Annotated in this window: 24 protein-coding genes, 1 rRNA gene and 1 other RNA gene; 12 read left to right on the top strand and 14 right to left on the bottom strand. The window is 34.7% G+C overall.

Annotation, left to right across the window (positions count from 1 at the left end; translation table 11 throughout):
* Positions 1–26: 26 nt before the first annotated feature.
* The 4 genes from L1967_RS18170 to L1967_RS18155 all read right to left on the bottom strand — a co-directional run bounded on the left by L1967_RS18170 (position 27) and on the right by L1967_RS18155 (position 2,987).
* Positions 27–746, bottom strand: coding sequence for a Dph6-related ATP pyrophosphatase (locus L1967_RS18170; RefSeq protein WP_249602925.1), 720 nt, complete (start codon positions 744–746; stop codon positions 27–29).
* Positions 747–830: 84 nt separating this feature from the next.
* On the bottom strand, positions 831–1,244 hold the full coding sequence (gene aroQ / locus L1967_RS18165; RefSeq protein WP_249602924.1) for a type II 3-dehydroquinate dehydratase: 414 nt from the start codon (positions 1,242–1,244) through the stop codon (positions 831–833).
* A gap of 186 nt (positions 1,245–1,430) precedes the next feature.
* Entirely contained in the window at positions 1,431–2,123 is a 693-nt protein-coding gene (locus L1967_RS18160) for a porin family protein (protein WP_249602923.1), read from the bottom strand.
* A 246-nt stretch (positions 2,124–2,369) separates the two neighbouring features.
* Entirely contained in the window at positions 2,370–2,987 is a 618-nt protein-coding gene (locus L1967_RS18155; RefSeq protein ID WP_249602922.1) for a porin family protein, read from the bottom strand.
* A 116-nt stretch (positions 2,988–3,103) separates the two neighbouring features.
* On the opposite strand from L1967_RS18155, the gene xerD reads away from it, so the two are divergent.
* Both xerD and L1967_RS18145 read left to right on the top strand, forming a co-directional pair.
* Positions 3,104–4,003, top strand: a complete 900-nt coding sequence (xerD, locus tag L1967_RS18150; RefSeq protein ID WP_249602921.1) for a site-specific tyrosine recombinase XerD — start codon at positions 3,104–3,106, stop codon at positions 4,001–4,003.
* A gap of 96 nt (positions 4,004–4,099) precedes the next feature.
* Entirely contained in the window at positions 4,100–5,056 is a 957-nt protein-coding gene (locus tag L1967_RS18145) for an aldo/keto reductase (protein WP_249602920.1), read from the top strand.
* A gap of 115 nt (positions 5,057–5,171) precedes the next feature.
* On the opposite strand, the gene rny is transcribed toward L1967_RS18145, so the two are convergent.
* The 4 genes from rny to L1967_RS18125 all read right to left on the bottom strand — a co-directional run bounded on the left by rny (position 5,172) and on the right by L1967_RS18125 (position 7,565).
* Positions 5,172–6,755: a ribonuclease Y gene (rny, locus tag L1967_RS18140; protein WP_249602919.1), complete on the bottom strand. Its 1,584-nt coding sequence runs from the start codon at positions 6,753–6,755 to the stop codon at positions 5,172–5,174.
* 49 nt (positions 6,756–6,804) lie between these two features.
* Positions 6,805–6,921, bottom strand: a non-coding RNA gene (ssrS, locus tag L1967_RS18135) — 6S RNA.
* Between the two features lie 53 nt (positions 6,922–6,974).
* Positions 6,975–7,268: a cell division protein ZapA gene (locus L1967_RS18130; protein ID WP_041579872.1), complete on the bottom strand. Its 294-nt coding sequence runs from the start codon at positions 7,266–7,268 to the stop codon at positions 6,975–6,977.
* Positions 7,269–7,274: 6 nt separating this feature from the next.
* Positions 7,275–7,565 carry a hypothetical protein gene (locus tag L1967_RS18125; protein WP_249602918.1) on the bottom strand — a complete coding sequence of 97 codons (291 nt, stop codon included), beginning with the start codon at positions 7,563–7,565 and terminating at the stop codon, positions 7,275–7,277.
* A 183-nt stretch (positions 7,566–7,748) separates the two neighbouring features.
* Here L1967_RS18125 and L1967_RS18120 point away from each other — a divergent pair, with 183 nt between their 5' ends.
* On the top strand, positions 7,749–9,443 hold the full coding sequence (locus tag L1967_RS18120; RefSeq protein ID WP_249602917.1) for a M23 family metallopeptidase: 1,695 nt from the start codon (positions 7,749–7,751) through the stop codon (positions 9,441–9,443).
* 124 nt (positions 9,444–9,567) lie between these two features.
* On the opposite strand, the gene L1967_RS18115 is transcribed toward L1967_RS18120, so the two are convergent.
* A complete protein-coding gene (locus L1967_RS18115; protein WP_249602916.1) occupies positions 9,568–10,716 on the bottom strand; it encodes a cysteine desulfurase family protein in 1,149 nt (382 codons plus the stop codon).
* A gap of 89 nt (positions 10,717–10,805) precedes the next feature.
* Between L1967_RS18115 and L1967_RS18110 the strand changes: the two genes are divergently transcribed.
* A complete protein-coding gene (locus L1967_RS18110; protein ID WP_249602915.1) occupies positions 10,806–11,822 on the top strand; it encodes a hypothetical protein in 1,017 nt (338 codons plus the stop codon).
* A gap of 29 nt (positions 11,823–11,851) precedes the next feature.
* Here the strand turns inward: L1967_RS18110 and L1967_RS18105 are convergent, their stop codons facing one another.
* Positions 11,852–12,406, bottom strand: a complete 555-nt coding sequence (locus tag L1967_RS18105) for a Smr/MutS family protein (RefSeq protein WP_249602914.1) — start codon at positions 12,404–12,406, stop codon at positions 11,852–11,854.
* Positions 12,406–12,615, bottom strand: a complete 210-nt coding sequence (locus L1967_RS18100) for a hypothetical protein (protein WP_249602913.1) — start codon at positions 12,613–12,615, stop codon at positions 12,406–12,408. Before L1967_RS18100 ends, L1967_RS18105 begins: the two co-directional genes overlap by 1 nt.
* Before the next feature lie 91 nt (positions 12,616–12,706).
* Here L1967_RS18100 and L1967_RS18095 point away from each other — a divergent pair, with 91 nt between their 5' ends.
* The 3 genes from L1967_RS18095 to L1967_RS18085 are packed head-to-tail and all read left to right on the top strand — an operon-like array spanning position 12,707 to position 15,122.
* Positions 12,707–14,491 carry a T9SS type A sorting domain-containing protein gene (locus L1967_RS18095; protein WP_249602912.1) on the top strand — a complete coding sequence of 595 codons (1,785 nt, stop codon included), beginning with the start codon at positions 12,707–12,709 and terminating at the stop codon, positions 14,489–14,491.
* A 19-nt stretch (positions 14,492–14,510) separates the two neighbouring features.
* Positions 14,511–14,792, top strand: coding sequence for a DUF2752 domain-containing protein (locus L1967_RS18090; RefSeq protein ID WP_249602911.1), 282 nt, complete (start codon positions 14,511–14,513; stop codon positions 14,790–14,792).
* Positions 14,793–14,801: 9 nt separating this feature from the next.
* Positions 14,802–15,122 carry a CCC motif membrane protein gene (locus L1967_RS18085; protein WP_249602910.1) on the top strand — a complete coding sequence of 107 codons (321 nt, stop codon included), beginning with the start codon at positions 14,802–14,804 and terminating at the stop codon, positions 15,120–15,122.
* 69 nt (positions 15,123–15,191) lie between these two features.
* On the opposite strand, the gene rocD is transcribed toward L1967_RS18085, so the two are convergent.
* Positions 15,192–16,436: an ornithine--oxo-acid transaminase gene (rocD, locus tag L1967_RS18080; protein WP_249602909.1), complete on the bottom strand. Its 1,245-nt coding sequence runs from the start codon at positions 16,434–16,436 to the stop codon at positions 15,192–15,194.
* 166 nt (positions 16,437–16,602) lie between these two features.
* Between rocD and rlmD the strand changes: the two genes are divergently transcribed.
* Genes rlmD through L1967_RS18065 form a run of 3 tightly spaced genes read left to right on the top strand, consistent with a single transcriptional unit; the run spans position 16,603 to position 19,357 of the window.
* Complete coding sequence (gene rlmD / locus L1967_RS18075) at positions 16,603–18,012, top strand: 23S rRNA (uracil(1939)-C(5))-methyltransferase RlmD (protein ID WP_249602908.1); 1,410 nt, start codon at positions 16,603–16,605, stop codon at positions 18,010–18,012.
* A complete protein-coding gene (locus L1967_RS18070) occupies positions 18,012–18,611 on the top strand; it encodes a DUF6452 family protein (RefSeq protein ID WP_249602907.1) in 600 nt (199 codons plus the stop codon). The genes rlmD and L1967_RS18070 overlap by 1 nt, the downstream gene beginning before the upstream one ends.
* The gene (locus L1967_RS18065; protein WP_249602906.1) at positions 18,611–19,357 is read left to right on the top strand and encodes a DUF6048 family protein; all 747 of its coding nucleotides are present in this window, start codon (positions 18,611–18,613) and stop codon (positions 19,355–19,357) included. Before L1967_RS18070 ends, L1967_RS18065 begins: the two co-directional genes overlap by 1 nt.
* 321 nt (positions 19,358–19,678) lie before the next feature.
* On the opposite strand, the gene L1967_RS18060 is transcribed toward L1967_RS18065, so the two are convergent.
* The gene (locus tag L1967_RS18060) at positions 19,679–20,836 is read right to left on the bottom strand and encodes a THUMP domain-containing class I SAM-dependent RNA methyltransferase (RefSeq protein ID WP_249602905.1); all 1,158 of its coding nucleotides are present in this window, start codon (positions 20,834–20,836) and stop codon (positions 19,679–19,681) included.
* Between the two features lie 144 nt (positions 20,837–20,980).
* Here L1967_RS18060 and L1967_RS18055 point away from each other — a divergent pair, with 144 nt between their 5' ends.
* Positions 20,981–21,649 carry a ZIP family metal transporter gene (locus L1967_RS18055; protein WP_249602904.1) on the top strand — a complete coding sequence of 223 codons (669 nt, stop codon included), beginning with the start codon at positions 20,981–20,983 and terminating at the stop codon, positions 21,647–21,649.
* A gap of 3 nt (positions 21,650–21,652) precedes the next feature.
* Entirely contained in the window at positions 21,653–22,084 is a 432-nt protein-coding gene (locus L1967_RS18050; RefSeq protein ID WP_249602903.1) for a DUF4268 domain-containing protein, read from the top strand.
* 305 nt (positions 22,085–22,389) lie between these two features.
* Here L1967_RS18050 and rrf read toward each other — a convergent pair.
* A 5S ribosomal RNA gene (gene rrf, locus L1967_RS18045) occupies positions 22,390–22,499 on the bottom strand.
* Positions 22,500–22,538: the final 39 nt, after the last annotated feature.

Raw genomic sequence — 22,538 nt, 5'->3', positions numbered from 1 at the left:
ATTAGCTTATAAATCACCGAACCCAATCAAGTAAGATCACAATACCAAAACCCGGTATCCCAATTAGTTTCTTCATCGGTAAAACAATTATCCTCGCCTTCTGCTGCTTTTTCGTAAGTTCGATGGACTTTTTCTCCGATTTCAAAGCTGATGGGTTCAGAAAAAATAGGCCCGTCGAAAACAAACGTATGAAATTCGCCATTTTCACCACAAGGATCTACATTTTTGGGTAGATCGGCTAAAAATTGATGATCGATTACTCTTCCACAGAAAGATTCGTCTAAATATTTTGCATTGGTACAGACTACAATCGCCTTAAAGCCTAATTCAATAAAATCTTCTACTAATTTTTGGGTGTCTTTTTTCCAAAGAGGATAGACTCCGCTTAAACCAACTTTTGCCAGTTGCGAATCCCGGTATTCTTTTAGATCTTCTAAAAAAATATCCCCAAAACATGCAAAATCGATATCCGATGCTTTTAATTTTTTCGTTTCGGTTTCCATCACCGTATTATATGTTTCCATAGAAACATTTCCTGAAAACTTAGCCAACTGTAAGGGTAAACCTAAACTTTTAGCCTGAGCTTCGAGCAATTCTACACGCACACCATGCATCGAAATTCGATTTATATCGGTGTTGATCGCTGTGAAAAGCTGAACGATTTCAAAATCATTCTGTTGCCGAATTTTATATAGTGAAAAAGCAGCATCTTTCCCACTACTCCAATTTAGATAAGCTTTTTTCATATCAAATAACATAACGAATCATCATCTGAAGAGAAGAAATTCTAGTTAAAATTAAATGCTGAAATTATCGAATTTCGAAATTAACTATAAAAAGCTTTGTATAGCCAAATCGTAGCTCTTGAGTCCGAATCCTAAAATAACACCTTGAACTACCGGAGATAAATAGGATTTATGTCGAAAAGCTTCCCTGGCATGAGTGTTCGAAATATGCACTTCGATCACCGGTATTTCAATAGCTTTAATGGCATCGGCAATGGCAACTGAAGTATGTGTGTAAGCCGCGGCGTTTAAAATAACACCATCAAATTCTTTGCGTGCATCGTGAAGCATATCTATAAGCTCGCCTTCTATATTACTTTGAAAATAAGAAAGCTCTATTTTCTCAAACCTCTTTTGTAGATCATGAAAATATTCTTTAAACGTTTGATTTCCATATATTTCAGGTTCCCTTGTTCCCAAAAGATTCAGATTAGGCCCGTTGATAATTAGAAGCTTCATGATGTGCTATATTTAAGGCTAAAGATAAAAATTTTACCCATAAAAATAGATGGTCTTAAAAGACTATTTAGGTTAACCTGATTTGTTTGAGGTTGCCATCATTATTTTATAATCATTTATTTACCAAGCAACAGGCTTATATGATCGTTATAAATATTTTTTAAACAGCTCCCAAAGGGGTTTCTATCAAAACATATATCCTACCGAAAATTGCCAAACGCCTTGATGTAACTTAGGATCAAAACCTAATTCATCACTGTAATTATAGGCACTTATATTGTTTAAGCCCAAATAATAATTAGCACTAACAAATAGCCCAATGGAGCTTTGGAATCCAACTCCAAAATTTAATCCAAAATCAAAATTATCGATTTCTTCTTTTACATCCACCTCAATATCCGAATCTGAAAACTCATCTTTAGCCGAAAGCAATATTGACAATTGAGGGCCGGCACTTACAAATAGACCTTTAAAAAAGTAAACTTTTGCTACTAGGGGAATATTCAAATAATCATATTTTCCGGTAGAACTAATTAAAGATTCATTACTGCTATTATTTACCTGATTTATGCCTAATTCTCCAGGTGGCTCTATTTCAATATAATCACTCTCTGATTTTACTCCTTGTTGCGAATACAAAACTTCGGCTCCCAAAGCAAAGAATTGATGGAAACGATATTCAAACACCAAACCTCCATGAAATCCTAACCGATTTTTGGTAAACTCCTCTAGCGGAAAATTAGAGGAATTAATATTAGCAAGGTTTAACCCGGCTTTAATCCCGTAAGAGAAATTAGGAATATTTTCCTGTGCGCTCATTTTTAAAGGGAAGTACAATGACGTCATCATCATTATAAAAATCAAACATGCTTTTTTCATAGTTTTAAATTGCTAAACTTTATACAATTTTAATAAAAAAACATTTTGATTTTACACGGTACCGTTAAAAACATCAGATTTATTTTTAATGAACCAATTTGTAGTTTTTATAAAATAATGCTTAAAATTTTGATGGTAAATAAAACTGCAATGACACTTATATTGCAAAAACGTAAAAAAAGCGGAAGAAAAATCTTCCGCTCTAATTCATAATTTGGTTAGTTAGGTTCGTAGTTTCAATTTCTATTAAAACATAAATCCAATTCCGGCTTGCCAAACAGAGTTATGAATATCTGAATCTCCTAAAGCGCTATCATCTTTATAAAGTTTAGAAAAACCATAGTTATATCTTCCCTGGATAAAGAAACCATTGTTAAATTTGTATTCAAGACCTGCAACTCCACCAAACTCAAAATCTCTGGCTAGATCAGTATCAATATCACCACCGTCTTGAGTTGGCTGGTAATCAATCTCTTCGTTTACTTTAAAGTTAAAAGAAGGACCTGCCTGAACACTTAATCCATCTACTAAATAAATTTTAGCCAATACAGGAACATTAATATAATCTACCTGATATTCCACGTTATCATCAGTATCAAATATATTGTCCTGATCTCTTTCATAAAAATCGAACCCTTGTCCTGAATACATTACCTCTGGTTGGATAGAAAAACGATCGGCTAAAGGAATTTCAGCTAGCAAACCTACATTAAAACTTGTTCTGGAATTATCTGAACTAAAATCATCACCGGTAAAATTAGCAAAGTTCACACCACCCTTAATACCAAAATTCCAAGCTTCCTGAGCACTCATTGTAGTGGCTCCAAATAGTAGTAAAGCAATAATTAAAATTGACTTCTTCATAATTACATTTTGTTTTTGATTACAGGGGCAAATGTAAGCAAGCGATTCTTAAAGAAATCTTACCAAAGCCTAAAGTATTACTAAGGTTAAATCGGCGTAAATCGTATATTTAACACATGAAATGGGAACATATTTTAAAGGATTACCTTACCTATTTAAAGTTAGAACGCGGACTTTCAATTAATTCAATTAATAGCTATGAGCTGGATTTACTAAAACTTATCAATTTTTTAAAAGTTAAAAGTATTTTAGCTACTCCACTTACAATCGATCAGGAAACTTTACAATTGTTTTTATATGAGATAGCAAAAGAACTTAACTCACGTTCCAGGGCCCGTATCATTTCAGGATTAAAAAGCTTTTTTAATTATCTGATATTTGAAGATTATCGAAAAGACAATCCTACAGATCTTATCGAAGCGCCTAAAATAGGAAGAAAATTACCTGAAACTATCTCTGTTGAAGAAATAGACCAGATGATCGCAGCCATCGATTTAAGTAAAGCTGAAGGGGAAAGAAACCGTGCGATCATCGAAACACTTTACGGATGTGGTTTACGTGTTTCAGAATTAACCAATCTTAAAATTTCTGATCTTTATTTTGACGAAGGATTTATAAAAGTAACCGGAAAAGGCGATAAACAAAGATTTGTCCCCATTTCAGATTACAATATTAAATACATTACCATCTATAAAGATCAGGTAAGATGCCACCAGGAAATAAAACCTGAAGCAAGTGACACCTTGTTTCTTAATCGAAGGGGCGCACAGCTTACCCGCGCAATGATTTTTACTATAATAAGACAGTTAGCTGAAAAAGCCAATATCAGGAAAAAGATAAGTCCGCACACCTTTAGACATTCTTTTGCCACTCATCTTTTAGAAAACGGGGCCGATTTACGGGCAATACAGCAAATGTTGGGACACGAAAGCATCACAACTACCGAAATTTATATGCATGTAGACAGAACGTACCTAAGAGAAGTCCTGGAAACCTATCATCCCAAGAAAACTTAACTTAGGTTAAGAAGTACTATTAAAATTCTGCTAAATATCAACTAGAAGTTTATTTTGCCTTTTTCTCTGATTAAATTCGGAAAAAAACAATAAACTATGAAACCACTACGAACGCTTAAGTACAAGAATGGTGACGAGCAACCAGCTATAGGTTTAGGTACCTGGAAATCTGGAAAAGGAGAAGTAACCAAAGCAGTTGAAATTGCTTTAAATAATGGCTATAAGCATATAGACTGTGCAGCAACTTATGGTAATGAAAACGAAGTTGGTGAAGCTTTTGAAAAAGTATTTGGCGAAGGAAAAATTAAACGTAAAGACGTATGGATTACCTCTAAACTGTGGAATGATTCTCATAAAAAAGAAGATGTTATTCCTGCTTTAAAACAAACACTGAAAGATCTAAAATTAGACTATTTAGACCTTTATTTGATGCACTGGCCGGTTGCTTTTAAAAAAGGTGTTGGATTTCCTGAAAGTGATGATGAATATTATTCTTTAGAAGAAGTGCCCATTATTGAAACCTGGGAAGCAATGGTTGAAGCAAAAAAACAAGGTTTGGTAAAACATATAGGCGTCTCTAATTTCAGTACCAAAAAGCTGAAAGACCTAATAAGTAAGACCGATGAAAAACCTGAAGCACTACAGGTAGAATTGCATCCTTATTTACACCAAAATGAACTCTTGGAATTTTGTAGTAAGAATGGAATTAATGTAACTGCTTATTCTCCATTGGGAAGCGGTGATCGTGCTGAATCGATGAAAGCGGAAGATGAACCAAGCTTATTGGAAAATCCTACCATCATAAAAATCGCTAAAAAACATGGTGCTTCTGCGGGACAGATATTAATTAATTGGGCGGTACAACGAGGAACTGCGGTTATCCCAAAATCTACCAATGAAGGCAGAATTAAAGAAAATCTGGCCAGTTCAGGTTTTCAATTAGATAAAGAAGATTTAGCTGAAATTGACCAACTAGATGAGCATTTTAGATATGTAACAGGCGAATTTTTTGTTACTAAAGGAAATTCATACTCCAATATTTATGATGAGTAATTTTAAGCAACATCTTAAAACAAAAATCCCCGAAAATTCGGGGATTTTTGTTTTATAAATTCTGTATAAAAATAAGTCTGATATTTAAGTCGGAATTATAAAATTTCGGCAACCATTATTTGGCAATGTTTACCGCTCTGGTTTCACGAATTACCGTTACTTTAACCTGACCTGGATAGGTCATATCTGTTTGAATTTTCTGAGAAATTTCAAAAGATAGGTTACTGGCCTTTTCGTCGTTTACTTTTTCACTTTCTACGATAACACGCAGTTCTCTACCTGCCTGGATGGCATAAGCCTTTTTAACGCCACCAAAACCAAAAGCAATTTCTTCAAGGTCTTTTAAACGCTGAATGTAAGAATCCAACACCTGTCTTCTGGCGCCCGGTCTTGCACCACTAATAGCATCACAAACCTGAACGATAGGAGACAATAAAGAATTCATCTCAATCTCATCGTGGTGAGCACCAATCGCATTACAAACTTCCGGCTTTTCGCCATGTTTCTCTGCCCATTGCATTCCTAAAATAGCGTGAGGTACTTCAGTTTCAGTTTCCGGCACTTTACCAATATCGTGCAATAGACCAGCGCGTTTTGCTAATTTCGGATTAATCCCTAATTCGGCAGCCATCACACCACAAAGCTTAGCAACTTCACGCGAGTGTTGTAATAAGTTTTGTCCGTAAGAAGAACGATACTTCATTCTCCCAACCATTTTAATTAATTCTGGTTGTAATCCATGGATACCAAGATCGATTACGGTACGTTTTCCTATATCTATAATTTCTTCCTCGATTTGTTTTCTGGTCTTTTTCACTACCTCTTCGATACGGGCTGGGTGAATACGGCCATCGGTTACCAGTTTATGCAATGATAATCTCGCTACCTCTCTTCTAACCGAATCGAAACAAGAAAGAATAATAGCTTCAGGAGTGTCGTCTACAATAATTTCTACTCCGGTTGCCGCTTCTAAGGCTCTAATATTACGACCTTCACGTCCAATAATTCTACCTTTAACATCGTCACTTTCAAGATTAAAAACAGAAACACAATTTTCTACCGCTTCTTCTGTTCCTATACGTTGAATGGTATTGATAATAATTTTCTTGGCTTCCTGCTGTGCAGTAAGTTTTGCTTCTTCTATAGTGTCCTGAATTAAAGCCATTGCATCTGCTCTTGCAGCTTCCTTAAGACTTTCTACCAATTGAGATTTAGCTTCATCTGCAGAAAGACCCGAAATCACCTCTAACTGCTGCACTTTACTGTTGTGCAACTTATCGATTTCTTCCTGCTTTTTCTCTAAATAATCATTACGATGTTCATAATCTGCAATCTGGTCATCCAGCTGTTTGCTCTTATTCTCTAATTCTTTATTTAGTTTCTTGTTTTTAGAAAGCTCACTAGAAACCTGAGATTCTTTATCCCGAGTACGTTTCTCTGCGTCCCCAATCTTTTTATCTCTGGCAAGTATTACTTTTTCATGCTCTGATTTTAGCTCTATAAATTTTTCTTTTGCCTGAAGGATTTTATCTTTTTTAATACTTTCAGCTTCACTTTTTGCTTCTTTTAAAATTCCAGCTGCTTTACCCTGGGCTTCCTGAATGGTTTGTGAGGCTTTTTTCTTTTCTAGAGATTTGGCAATGGCAAAACCAATACCAAGTCCCACTACTACTCCAATTATCGCGTATACTATATCCATACTTCTTGTTTATATATAAAAAAAGCCTGTATTAGTAGATGTTTTGTTTAAACTCCTTAAAATCAGGTTTAGGGCTAACAAGCTGATCAAGAATCCGTAATCCCAAAAGGGAACGGCGCGCTTTTACAACTTAGACTCACCCTCTTTAAAGAATTATCTGTTGAGTTTATCAAAAAATAACTAATACAGGCAGTAACCTTAGTTTTATTTAAAGAACGTTTATGAGGCCATATGCTTTTGCAACAATTCGTTAAGTGATCTTAACTTATCTTCTGCTTCCTGCATTTCCTCGCTTTTATCTATATCTTTTTGTTCCGTTTGGGCTGCAAATTGTAAAGCACACATCGCCAATACATCCTGCTTATCCCTTACGGCATAACTTTGCTCAAATTGCTTAATCATGGCTTCGATCTTTTTTGCAGCTTTTCTTAACCCCTCTTCCTGTCTGGGATTAATAGTTAAAGGATATACCCTATCTGCAATCGAAATTTTTATTTTAAGCTTGTCTTCCATCTACATTTATTCAGATAACTGAACGATACATTGATCGATCTCCCTAATAAGACTATTTATTTTAAGCTTAGTTTCCTTTTTATAATCATTACTGCCAAGCATCGCGTTTGCAGCTTTTAGATCTTTTATCTGGCTGTTAGAATTTTCTAATTCTCCTTTTAGCCATTTATTTTCAGATTCAACCGCTGTCATTTCCTGTTGTAGTGATTGCATTTCATGCTTTAGCAACTCGTGCCTATGCAACAATTTACTAATCCTATTTTCAAGACTATCAACTATTTCGGTGATCTCACTCATAAAAGTCAAACTCGATACTAATCCTTACAAAGTTAACATACCGTTTTAAATTTGCAATGATTTTTTATTTCAATTTTCGTTTTTAAGCCTTATAAATTCTAACTTTCTAAATTATAGTGGTTTAATTTTGTAGGAAGTTTGATTACCTTTACGCAAGTAGAATTTAATGATTTTTGACGATATATGAAGCGATTTTTTAGTCTTTTTTTTGGCGTATTTTCACTGATAGCAAATGCACAGATAGATCAGGTTCCTCAGGATTACTTTAAAGCTCCCTTAGATATTCCGCTTATCTTATCGGGAACTTTTGGAGAATTAAGATCTAATCATTTTCATGCAGGATTAGACATTAAAACTCAGGGGCGCCAGGGATTAGAAGTAAAAGCTTCAGCAAAAGGTTATATAAGCCGAATTAAAATTCAGCATTATGGCTACGGAAAAGCTTTATATATACAGCATCCTAATGGTTACACCACCGTTTATGGGCATCTACAAAAACTGTCCCCAAAACTTGAAGCATACTTAAAAAAGCGACAATACACTAAAGAATCTTACGAAATTGAACTATTTCCTGAAGCCGGTGAATTATCGGTTGAGCAGGGAGAAGTTATTGCTTACAGCGGAAATACCGGCGGTAGTGGAGGCCCTCATCTTCACTTTGAAATTCGTGATGGCAGCCAACGACCTATGAACCCAGAGATTTTTGGTATCGACATTCAGGATACTCGCGATCCTATTATAGATGGATTATTCGCCTATCCTATTGGTGAAGGTGCCCATATAAACAATTCGGCCAATCGACAACAATTGCGTTTAATTCCACAAAATGATGGATCGTATACCACCAATGCTGTTAAAGCCTGCGGTGAAATTGGCTTCGGGATTTCCACGGTAGATCAAAAAAGTTTAGCTCCCAATAAAAACGGAGTTTATAAAATTGAAGCCAGTTTAAACGGAAGTCCGGTAATGAATTTAGATTTTCAGCGTTTTTCTTTTGCTGAAAGCAGATATCTTAATTTCCTTATCGATTATGAATACTACTCAAATCACCGAAAAAGAGTCCAGAAATTATTCAAAGAAAGTAACAATCCGCTTAGTATTTATAACGGAGTCGTGAATGAAGGAAAATTAGAAATTGAAGACGGGCTGGATTATAATTATGTTGTTGAAGTAACAGATTTTAAAGGAAATTCTAAAACCATTAGAATTCCTATAAAAGGAAGTTTCTCTGGGGAGATCACCCCGAAAGACGAAGAAAAAACCGATTATTTTACCAATTACAACCAATCCTTTTCCATCGAAGAAAACGGAATTGATATTTATATTCCTAAAAATGCATTGTATTACGATACATTTTTAGACATCAAGTTTATGGGAGATACTGTAAAAGTACATCATGATGATGTTCCTCTGCATAAAAATATCACCATTGGTTTTGATGTAAGCGATATCCCTACGGCACAAAAAGAGAAAATGTTTATCGCAAGATTAAATGCTTACGGGCGCCCAAGTTATTCAACAACTTATAAAAAGCCATCACGTTTTACCACCGGCACTCGAACTTTTGGGGAATACACGCTGGTTTCAGATGTTAATCCGCCTTCCATAAATCCCGTAAATTTTAAAGATGGGCAGTGGATCTCAGGAAATAATACATTACAGGTAAAAATTAGTGATGATTTAAGCGGAATCCAGAGCTTTAGGGCTACAGTAAATGGGAAATGGATTTTGATGGAATATGAATATAAAAACAATACGCTAACTCACGATTTTTCTGACGGCATGGTCACCGAAACCGAAAATAATTTTAAATTGATCGTTACCGATAATGTTGGCAATACCGGTACTTACGAAGCCAAGTTTTTTAGAAAAAATTAATCCCTAAAATAACCAAAAACGCCTTGCAGATTGCAAGGCGTTTTTGATTAATGTCTTTGATGAATAAATAAACTATGCCCTGGCAAGTCTATGAGCATTAAATATTGACTATCAGACTATCAGATTAAGATTCGATAAAATCTTTAAGTGTTTTTACTACGTAATCGATCTCTTCTTTGGTATTATATTTTGAAAACGAAAACCGAATAGAAGGCGTCTTTAAATCTTCTTTTGAAAGAAAAGCATTTAAAACATGGGAGCCTTTATCACTTCCGCTCTGGCAGGCACTACCTTTAGAACAGGCAATTCCTTTTAGATCTAACTGAAATAACAACATTAAAGCTTTTTCCTGGCTTACCGGAAGGTTCACATTAATCAATGTATAGGTGCTTTTATCAAAATCGGCACATTTCCCATTGAATTTAACTCCGGGAATTTCTTTTTTTAGCAATTCGATAAAATGAGACTTTAATCCTGTGGTGTATGCTTTCTCTTCTTCAAGATGCTGATACGCCAGTTTAAAAGCTTCCTCTAAACCTACAATATTGTGTAGTCCTTCAGTCCCGGCACGATAACCACGTTCCTGTTCCCCACCAAATATTAGCGGTTTTAAGCCACTATTTTTTCTAATAAAAGCAAAACCAACACCTTTAGGCCCATGAAACTTATGCGCACTAACCGCGGTAAAATCTACCGGGATGTCCTGCAAATCTAGCTCATAATGTCCTATAGACTGTACCGTATCTGAATGAAATAGAGCCTTATATTCTTTACAAAGCAGGGCCACTTTTTTAATATCAAGCTTGTTCCCTACTTCGTTATTTACATGCATTAAACTTACTAAAGTCTTTACCTCTGAATGCTTCAAGCGATTGTCTAAATCCCGAAGATCAACTTCTCCTTCATTAGTAAGCTTTACATATTCTACTTCAATATCAAAACAATCTTTTAACTGATTTACACAATACAATACAGCATGATGCTCAATTTCCGAAGTAATTATTCGTCGAACACCTAAATCCCTCACAACACTATTTAAGGCAAGATTGTCGGCTTCGGTACCGCCAGAAGTAAAGATAATTTCAGCAGCAGTTACATTTAACTGTTTTGCAATTGCTTTTCTGGCTCTCTCAATTAACGATTTAGCAGAACGCCCAAAGCTATGGGTAGATGAAGGATTCCCATAATTATCCTGCATCACTTCTGTTATTTTAGAAATAACTTCAGGGCGCATTTGGGTTGTGGCGGCAGCGTCTAAATATACTTTTTTCATGGTGGGCAAATGTAAGGCTATTTAAAATAAATGTAAAGAAGCTCCGTTGAAAATCTATAAAACCTCTATTTTTGCTCAAAAGCTTTTTTATGAAAAAGATATTAGGCATTTTAAGCCTTGCTTTATTAATGTGCTCCTGTGACGATGGAGATATTGTAGTGACCGATTTTCAAATTGAGAATGCTACACTTAATGTTTGTGGATTAGATCAAAAAGTAATTTATGCCACAAACAACGACGGTGTTTACGAAAGTATTTCCCTAATTTTAGACGCTACCAGTCCCATAAACGACAGCATAAGTAATATGTTAATTGCACAGGTAAGCGACAAACCATATACTTTTAATTTAAGTAGTAATAATAAGCTTATATACCGCATATATGACGGTCCTATAGAGAATTCTTATTTTTGCTCTAATATCCCGCCAAGCCAACCTAAAGTAGTGCAGGAATTTACTAGCGGTGATGCCGGGACCATAAGCATTAAAGTAGCATATAGCGATGTCGCTAAAGAAACCGATGATACCGATGGTGATGGAATCCCAAATAATCAAGAAGGGTATGATCCTGAAAAAACTGATGCCGAAATGCAGGATACCGACGGGGATGGAATCCCAGATTATTTAGACATAGATGATGACGGTGATAATGTACTTACAAAAGATGAAATAAATCCTAAAGAAGGATCCTGGAAAGACTTTGGCTTTTTAGATACCGATAGTGACGGCACCCCCGATTATCTGGATACTGACGATGATGGCGATGGCGCATTAACACGTAATGAAGTAGATGGAAACGATTTGGCAAACTTAGATGAAGGCCAGTATTTAAATCCTTTAATTTACCAGAGACAGGACGGAATACCTAATTATTTAAATAAGGATTTTCAGTTAAACTTTGAAAACCCCACTTATATCCAAAATAGAATTAAACGTACGATAGTAACTGAAGTAACTATTTCTGGATTTAGTTTAATCGACCGTGATGGTAATGCCCCAGATATTAACACCAATGTTGCTTTTAAAATGGGAAGTTTTAACTCTACCTATACCATAATCTACGAAAGAAATGTAGATTCTGGAGAAGAAGAAACCGACACTGAATAGAGTAAAATAAAACTAGTTTTAAAGACGGATTAGGGGTTCTGGAAAATATAAACTTCAGTAGCTCCTAATCCGTACTTTTGATAGTTGGCATCGTAAAATTTCACATTTTCGTACCTGCTAAAAAGATATTCCAATTCTGCTTTTAATACACCTTCGCCAACCCCGTGAATAAATACAATTTTCTGAATTCTTTTTCGAATAGCAAACTCTAACTGCCCTCTTGCGGTATCTAATTGTTTGGTAAGAATGTCATGATTAGACAAGCCTTTTTTGGACGGAACTAATTTTTCGATATGTAAATCGACTTCCATAGGCGGCACCTGCTTTTCTTTCTTTTTACTGATAGCTCTTTTACGCTTCTTCGTAAAATGTTCTTTTTCCTGAAGTGCTTCTGCTATAGTTTCAGTTTCCACGATAAGCATAGGTTCTACTTCCTTTTCTATTTTCACCAAATCTTTCGGCTGAAATTTCATAGGAAAACCATCTGAAGTTTCAATCAATAAAATATCCCCCTCTATTTCAATGATTTCTCCTTCAATATTATCATCTATAACCTGTACACTATCTCCTACTGTGAAATTCATTACTCGTTCTCGTTTTCCTGATCTTTCTTATAATCATCTTTAGTAGCCGACCAATATTGAGTTGCCCGATATAAACCAAGCATCAAAATCACCAATCCAATGATCTTTGCATAGGGAGAATCTTCGGATACCGACATACCATAAATCAAAATAACCGCTCCAACTATAATTACAAGAGTATTAAGTATTTGTGAATTATTCTTTTTCATCTTTTTTTTAAAACCTTTCGTCTAATTTTTAAAATATTTGGTCACTTAAATAGAAAATTGAAGTATTTTTGTTTGCAAATTTACTTTAATTATGAAGCAATATTACATATTCTTGGCACTAATCTTCCCCTTATTTACCAATGCCCAGGTAGATTTAAGTGTTTCTCCCTCTCCTAGCGGAGATAGTTATGTATATGTGAATAATGAAATATTATTTGTGACTAAAGGTATTAACTTAGTTAAAAATAATAATTCATCTACAGAGGCAAGCATTTATTTAAGAGATGAGGCGCAATTATTGCAAAAAGATAATATAAATAATTCTGGCGATGGCTATCTTTCTGTTTTTCAAGAAGGGACTTCTAATGCTTATGATTATAATTATTGGGGAATGCCAGTAGTAACTACAGGAAAAAAACTGAATCAGATTTTATACGAACCAATAGATAAGACGACCAGTAGACCGGTTAAAATAACCTCTAATGAGAATGGTTCTGCTAATCCATTAACGATTTCTTCTCGGTGGATCTATAAATTTTCTGGTGTGGGCTATAGTTCTTGGCAGCATATTGGTAATAACATTAATCAACTTGCCGCAGGAATGGGATTTACCATGAAAGGAACAAATGGTACTAATAGTACCACAATTGATGGCGTAAAAAACAACCCAGGTAGTGCTCAAAGATATGATTTTCGAGGTATTCCCAATAATGGCGATATTACCTTAAACATCGATGCAAATAAATCATTGTTGGTAGGAAACCCTTATCCTTCTGCTATAGATCTTGATGCATTCTTAAATGATCCAGATAATGATATTACCGGCATTGCTTATTTTTGGGATAGTGAGCCTAATGGAAAATCGCATTATATAAAAGATTACGAAGGTGGGTATGGTGCCTATTCCCCAGGAGCTGAAGATTATGTTCCCGCAGTTTTTAAAAAATATGCTAACCAAACTGGTAATGCGCTTGGAAACAGTGGTAGAAATGGAGCCAAATACGATGTAAAGTATATACCAATTGGCGAGGGATTTAATGTGGTTGGTTCTTCTACGGGAGGGACTGTTACCTTTAAGAATAGCCACCGTATTTATGACCCTAAAGCAGATATTAAATCTAAAGTAAAATCAGCTGAAACCTCAAATACAAACTCCTCTGTTATTATTGACAAAGAAAAACCCGTAAGAATTAGGTTGAATGTTAATATAGATAATACTTATACCAGACAGCTTTTATTAGCCTTTAATGATAAATCTACTAAAGGTCCAGATAAAGCTATGGATGCTCCTATGTTTGGAAAACTAGCCAGTGATGCTTCATTTAATATTGACGGAAGTGAATATATGATCAATGTTTTACCATTTGATCGATCTGAAATGATTCCTTTAAATATTTTAACTGCCCGTGAAATGGAAGTTGATTTTTCTATCGATAGTACGGCTATTCTTCAGAATGAAAATATTTATCTTTACGATTCTGAAAATGATAGATATACAGATATTAAAAAAGAGCACTATAAGCTGCAATTAAATGGTGATTTTAAGGATCGCTTTTTCCTTGCCTTTGAAAATGGTGAACCCACAGAAGAAGAAAAAATTGAAGAAACTCAAAAAGAAGAAACTTTCGTAGCTTCTATCGATATTTTCCAAAATAATAAAGAAGGACGTTTACAGGTAGCTGTTCCAAAAGATGTACAAGTAAAACATGTTGCGGTTTATAATTTAAATGCAGGTGCTGTAATTAGTCAGGAAGTCTCAACCTCAGAAAAAGAACTGAGTTTTTCTACTACTAATTTAATGGATGCTATTTATATCGTTCAAATTAACACCACAGATAATCGAACAGTAACTAAGAAAATTACGGTTAAAAATTAATACCGGCTACGAAGAATATATGCTCCCTTGCCTTAACAAAACTCTTTTAGGAGTAGATTGTTATGGCTGCGGTGGTCAAAGAGCTGCTATCTTGCTTTTTCAGGGTAATTTTAAAGAAGCCTTTGTAATGTATCCTGCCATTTATACCCTAGTAATCTTTGCTATTTTTTTAATTGTAAATATTAAATATAAATTTAAAGGCGATTTTAAAATTAAAATCGTCTTTATTATTTTAAATGCATCCATAATGATAATTTCGTATATTTTCAAAATGATACAATTTTATAACCTAACCAATTAATTCAAAATCATGAAAGAAAAACTGCCTAACTCTACTTTAATTTTAATCTTTGGAATATTATCCATTATAGGTTGTTGCTGTTATGGCCTATTCGGGATCGTATTTGGAATCCTTGCTATCGTATTAGCGAATAAAGCAAAAGAGCTTTACTATGCAAATCCAGATCTTTACGTTGGTTACGAGAATGTAAAAACAGGTCGGATTTTAGGAATAATAGGTTTGGTACTTAGTGCAATTTCATTTATCTCTTCGGTAATAATGATTATAACCGCTGGAGGTATAGAAGGCCTTATGGAAATGCAAAGAGAAATATATGGATCTGGTTTTTAAAAAAACAGACCAAATTATATAAACAAAAAAATCCCCGGCAAGCCGGGGATTTTTTTGTTTTATAGCTTACTATTTTTCAAAATCCTTCAACGTTTTTGTAATAATTTCTACACAATCCTTCAGTTGTTCTTCATCCATCACTAAAGGTGGTGCAAAACGAATAATATTACCATGTGTTGGTTTAGCTAAGAGACCATTTTCTTTTAAAGCCATACAAATATCCCATGCCGTAGAGCTATCTGGAGTATCATTAATCACAATGGCATTTAAAAGACCTTTCCCCCTAACTAACTCAACGATATTGGAAGTTCTAATATAATCATCTAATAATCTACGGAATAATCCTCCTAATCTTTCCGCATTTTCAGCTAATTTCTCTTCTTTAATTACCTCTAAAGCGGCATGAGCAACTGCACAGGCAAGTGGGTTACCACCAAAAGTAGATCCATGCTGCCCAGGCTTAATAACATCCATCACATTATTATTTGCCAAAACAGCTGAAACAGGATATACCCCGCCTGAAATCGCCTTACCTAAAATAAGAATATCTGGTTTCACATCTTCGTGATCTACAGCTAACAATTTTCCAGTTCTGGCAATACCTGTTTGCACTTCATCTGCAATAAAAAGAACATTGTGTTTTTCACAAAGCTCCTTAGCACGCTTTAAGAAACCTTCAGATGGCACATAAACCCCCGCTTCGCCCTGGATGGGCTCTACTAAGAAACCTGCTATATTATTATTCTCGTTTAGTGCTTTTTCTAAAGCATCAATATTATCATAAGGTATTTTTTGAAAACCTGGCGTATACGGTCCAAAATTCTTTCTGGCATCTTCATCATTAGAAAAAGATATAATTGTTGTGGTTCTTCCGTGGAAGTTATTTTCACAAACAATAATCTCTGCTTCCGTTTCTTTAACCCCTTTAGTCTCGTAGGCCCATTTTCTAGCTAATTTAATAGCGGTTTCTACAGCTTCAGCTCCAGTATTCATTGGCAATAATTTATCAAAGCCAAAATATTCTGTAGCATACTTCTCGAATGGCCCCAGAACATCATTATGAAATGCACGTGAGGTTAAGGTTAATGTAGCTGCCTGATCATTTAATGCCACTACGATTTTTGGATGACAGTGTCCCTGATTAACTGCTGAATAGGCCGAAAGAAAATCATAATATTTTTTCCCTTCAACATCCCAAACATGCACGCCCTCTCCCCTGCTTAACACAGCTGGTAACGGATGGTAATTATGCGCCCCATGCTTGTCTTCTAATTCGATAGCTTGTTGTGATGAATCGATTTTTGTTAATGCCATTCCTTTTTCAAATTTTTAATCATTAATATCTAAAATTCCTTCTTGTTCTGATTTACAGATTAGGAGAGAAATCATCCATTTTTAATGTTTTCGCAATTTACTAAATGTTTCCTGATTTTTTTAATGACACCTACCTTTAATCCTGCAATTATTCTATTTTTGCGGTATGGGAAGAAGGAATAAAAATAAGGTTTTTGAAGCTGTTGAAGTTGTAGATGCCGGTGCGAAAGGTAAAAGTATTGCTAAGTCGCCAGATGGTCGCGTTATTTTTGTAAATAATGCAGTTCCTGGTGATGTTATAGACGTTCAAACTACAAAAAAAAGAAAGTCCTATTTTGAAGGTACCGCGGTAAATTTTCATTCATATTCTGATAAAAGAGTAGAACCAGTTTGCCAACATTTTGGAACCTGCGGAGGTTGCAAATGGCAGTTTATGGACTATAAATATCAACTCGATTACAAACAGCAGGAAGTAACCAACAACCTTAAGCGACTAGGTAAAATAGAACTACCCGAAATCACTCCAATTTTAGGGAGTAAGGAAATCTATTTTTACCGTAACAAAATGGAGTTTTCTTTTAGTGACAGCCGTTGGTTAACATTAGAGGAAATACAAAGTGGTAAAGATTTCGATGATAAAAATGCTTTAGGATTTCATATTCCCGGAATGTGGGATAAAATTCTGGATATCAAAAAATGCCATCTTCAGGAAGATCCCAGTAATGCTATCAGAAATTTTATAAAGATCTTTGCTACGCAAAATGATATTCCTTTTTTTAACACCAGAGCGCAAAGCGGACTATTACGTACCTTAATGATTAGAACGGCGAGTACGGGTGAAATTATGGTTCTTATCCAGTTTTATGAAGAGAATAAATCAATTAGAGAACTTTTATTAGATGCCGTGGCAGAAGAATTTCCTGAAATTACGTCGTTACAATATGTAATTAATAATAAGGGAAATGACACTATTTATGATCAGGAAGTAATTTGTTATAAAGGGAGAGATCATATTTTTGAAGAAATGGAAGGTCTTAAATTTAAGATCAACGCCAAATCATTCTATCAAACAAACTCTGCCCAAGCCTACGAACTCTACAAAGTAACCCGGGAATTTGCAGGCCTTAAAGGCGATGAGCTTGTGTACGATCTTTATACCGGTACGGGGACAATTGCACAATTTGTGGCTAAAAATGCTAAAAAGGTTATTGGTGTTGAAGCCGTTCCTGAAGCCATTAGCGATGCGATCGAAAATGCAGAAAGAAACGGGATCAATAATACACAATTCTTTGCTGGAGACATGAAAAAAGTTTTTACTAAAAACTTTATCAATAAACATGGTCATCCAGACGTTATTATAACAGATCCGCCACGTGATGGAATGCATAAAGATGTTGTTGCACAAATTATAGGTATTCTACCTAAAAAAATTGTTTATGTAAGTTGTAATTCGGCAACTCAGGCTAGGGATTTAGCTTTACTGGACGAATACTACAACGTAACAAAAGTTCAACCCGTTGATATGTTCCCACAAACATTTCATGTGGAAAATGTGGTTTGTTTAGAAAGAAAATAATGAAATTTATTAATTACAAAAGACAATTTTTTTTAGGCTTTTTATGCCTTTTGGTCTTTGCAGGATGTCAAAGAGACGATATTTGTCCAGAAACGGTAGATACAACCCCTATGTTGGTTATTAATTTTTACAATAATACAACCAGAGAACCCAGAACTTCTGTAAACCTTACGGTTCGTGAAGTTGGTCGCGAACCTTTAGATATGCTACTATATCGAGAAAATCGCCAAACTATACGTATTCCGTTAAAAACAGGTGAGAATTCCACAAAGTTAGAATTTATTTATGACGGACCTGTTTATAATGAAAAGGGAGAGATTGTGGAAGATGAAGATAATAATCTGGAAACCAATACAGATATTATAGAATTCACTTACAATCCTGAAGAAGAGTATATAAACCGTGCCTGTTCATTCAAAGTAAATTATTTAAATATCGATTATATCACTGAAGGTGGAGAAGATGGTCGCTGGATTAGCAGTATGCGATTTTTGACAAATAACATCACGACAGATAATTTTGGAAATGATAATGAAGATGACGATAATGGAGATGAAGAGGATGCGCCAACTGCACATTTAAATATATTTTTTGACTAATGCCTGAAAAAATCTTTCGAAATTATATAAAATCGACTTTAGTTTTTAGTGCTATATTGTTTTTATTAGGCACCAATTCCTTATTTGCACAAGATCAGGAAGAACAAACACCTATTGAAACCACAGACACCATCTATAAAGAAAAATACGGTTTAAGGGTAGGTATAGACCTAAGTAAATTAGCGAGAACAGTTTTGGATGAAGATTATACCGGCTTTATGGTTGAAGCTGATATGAGAATCTACAACAATTACTACTTAGCTGCTGAAATTGGAAACGAAACGTTACCCTTTGGGGAAGATTATATTAAAGTTTCATCTTCTGGAAGTTTTGTGAAAATTGGAGCAAATTATAATGCTTACGAAAACTGGAAAGGAATGCAGAATATCGTTTTTGCCGGTTTGCGATATGGATTTTCTACATTTAGCCAAGAGCTTGAAGAGTATCAAATTTATACGACCAATGATTATTTTGGAGAAGATATTCGAGTAGGTGGAGATAAATCCTCTGGATTAACTGCCAGCTGGATAGAGTTAATGGCCGGATTTAAGGTTGAAATACTTAATAACTTATACTTATCTGCTAACATACAACTAAAACGCAGAATAAGTCAAAAGACACCAGATGGCTTTGATAATCTTACCATACCAGGATTTGGCCGTACATTCGACGATAGTGATTTTGGAATAGGCTACGGATACTCAATATCTTATCTAATCCCTATTTTTAAAAAAGCGAAAAAGTAAACTAGCTTAGGGCAAGCCAGTTAGGTAATTACTAGAAAATTATTTTAATTTCAGGGCATCCCGACACCGTTAGCTATCGAGCGAGCCCGGAGTATTTAATCCCGATTATCAAGCAAAAACCCCTGAGGCAAAACCTCAAGGTAGGAACCGAAAATGTTTTTTTAAAATTTTAAAACAACCCAGATAAAGAATTATCAGGAGTTATAAAATAACCTTCAAAAAAAGAATAGAACCTCGGGGCAAGCCCGCGAGGTATGAATCGGAAAAACTTAACTATCAGATCAAACCTAAGCTATTACAATTTAAACCCTCAATGAGTGATTAAAACTGCTTTTTTCGCTTTTTCGAACCTTCATAAATTTCATACTTCAAAAAACGCGACTCCAATCCTCCATTAAACATTTTTACTTTTCTAGAAGGTCTTAAACCAACATTCTTCATTGCTTCATCTTCTGAAGTGATAAACCATGCCTGGGTACCTGGATAGCTTTGCTTCAGTGTATCTCCTATTTTTTGATAAAATTCCGAAATATTCACTTGTAATCTTTCACCGTATGGCGGATTAAAAACCATATGTAAATGCCGATCATTTCTTTTTTCAGTTTCAAAAAAATCCAATCTTTCTATTTTTATAAATTCAGAAAGATTAGCATTTTTCACATTCTCTTTAGCTTTTTCCACGGCTGATGGAGCTTTATCATAGCCTATGATTTCAAAATGGAAATCCCTGACTTTTTTAAGACTGGAATCTTCGATCTTTTCAAATAAATCTTCATCCCAATCCTTCCAACGCTCAAAACCAAATTCTTTACGGTTTATATTGGCAGGAATATTACAGGCGATCATGGCAGCTTCAATAGGGATGGTACCACTACCACACATAGGGTCAAGAAAATCACATTGCCCTTGCCATCCAGATTTTAATATCATTCCGGCCGCAAGAATCTCGTTGATAGGCGCAATATTTGTTGCGGTACGATAGCCTCTTTTATGCAAAGAATCCCCGCTGGTATCTAAAGAAACATTACACCAGGTTTTTTCGATATGAATGTTTACACGAAGACTAGGGAACTTTAGATCAACATTAGGCCTTGCGCCGTATTTCTCTCTATAACGATCTACAATAGCATCTTTAGTTTTTAGAGAAATATATTTAGAATGTGTAAAAACCTCTGAATGTAATGTTGCATCTACCGCAAGACTGCCGTTAACATCCAAAACAGCATCCCAATCGAGATTCTTTATATTTTGATATAAATCTTCTTCAGAAAATACTTTAAAACCAGCAAAAGGCTTTAAAATTTTAATCGCTGTACGTAAACAAAGATTTGCTTTATACATAAAACCTTTATCTCCTACAAAACTCACCATCCTATTGCCTTCCTTTACATCCATCCCACCAAGATCTCTCAGCTCCTTTGCTAACAAAGGCTCGAAACCAAAGAAAGTTTTAGCGATCATTTTAAAATTACCTTCCATAATCATCTTTTTAAAGAGTGGCAAAATTACGTTATTTTCGCAGCAATTAATAACCTAAGCTTAATTGGTTAAAAAAATAATTTCTGCTGAAATAATTTAATAAAACAATCGACTAACTCAAGCCTAAATTAATAGTACTATTTAATGATATTTATTTTACCACTTTTAGCAGTTCTTATTGGTTACCTGATTGCAAAATTTTTAAAACCTTCTTCTTCCGTAACATTTAAGCTACTGCTATCTTTTAGTGGTGCCTATCTACTATCCGTTACTGTATTCGAATTACTTCCCGAGGTCTATGAACATAGAAGCAAGGAGATTGGCGTATTTATACTACTTGGTTTATTATTTCAAATTATCCTGGAATTTATATCAAAGGGGCTTGAACATGGCCATATGCACCATGATCCTAACACTAAACAATTTCCTTTAATGCTATTGGTAAGTTTGGGCATCCACTCTTTACTCGAAGGATTTCCTCTAAACGAAAGCGCTCACTTATTATACGGTGTTGCCATTCATAAAATCCCAGTAGCTGCGATATTAAGCATTTTTTTATTTAATTCTAAAATTGGTCAAGTTAAGGCATTATTATTTTTATTACTTTTCGCTTTAATGACCCCGTTAGGAAGTTGGCTAAAGCTCCAATTTGAATTTATACAAACCTATTCAGCCTATTTAAATGCCATTGTGATTGGTGTTTTTCTACATATATCTACCACTATTTTATTTGAGGCCTCTAAAGACCATAAATTCAATGCATCAAAATTATGTGTCATCATATTAGGAATTTTACTAGCCTATTTTATGTAATCTATGTTTAGTAAAGAAGAAAGCAAACGAATAAGACAGGAATTTTGGACAAGCTTTGGGCAGGAATATTCTAGAAAATGGATTCTATACAATACCCAAATTAAAGAAATACAGCTCAAATTTTCTTTTGACCGCAAAAAAGCAATGATCTCTTTAGATATTGATGCTGAAGATGAAATTATACGAGCTTATTATTTTGAAAAAATCAAATCTTTAGCTACTATTTTAAGATCGGAATATTTACCCGAAGTTATATTAGACGAAGAATATGAATTACCTGAAGGTAAAATAGTTTCCAGGATTTATGTACCGCTAAAAGAAAAAGTAAGCATTAATAACAAAAATGATTGGCCAAAAGTAAAGACATTCTTCGTTGAAAATATGCATCAATTAGAAATGTTCTGGTTAGAATTTAAAGATTTCATTACCGCTTAATTATCAGGCTTATTTCAACCTGTAAATCTTTAATTGTATGGCAATTTCTCCTGCTTCTTTGTTTACTTAATAGATTGACAACAATTTAGTGGTGGCATAGTACATTCCATTTAAAGAGAATAACGAATTTAAAAAAAGTATAATTTGTTGTATATCTACAAATAAAGCCGCTCTAATAACATCTTAAAGCGGCTTTTCTATTGTTATCTCTTTTGTATTAACCTGGTAATTATAAAATGTTTCTCTGGTCAAAACCTTTCTAAAAACGAAAAAACCCTTACCAGTTCTGGTAAGGGTTTTAAAAAGAAAGGCGGCGACATACTCTCCCACAAGATAGTAGTACCATCTGCGCTAACGGGCTTAACTGCTCTGTTCGGAATGGGAAGAGGTGAGCCCCGTCGCTATAACCACCTTAAGTCGTTACCTACTGCATCACCTATCTGTTATAGATGAT

Source organism: Zunongwangia pacifica (assembly GCF_023499215.1).
GTDB lineage: Bacteria > Bacteroidota > Bacteroidia > Flavobacteriales > Flavobacteriaceae > Zunongwangia > Zunongwangia pacifica.
The sequence above is the reverse complement of the archived record's forward strand: the minus strand, read 5'-3'. Positions and strand labels throughout refer to the sequence as shown.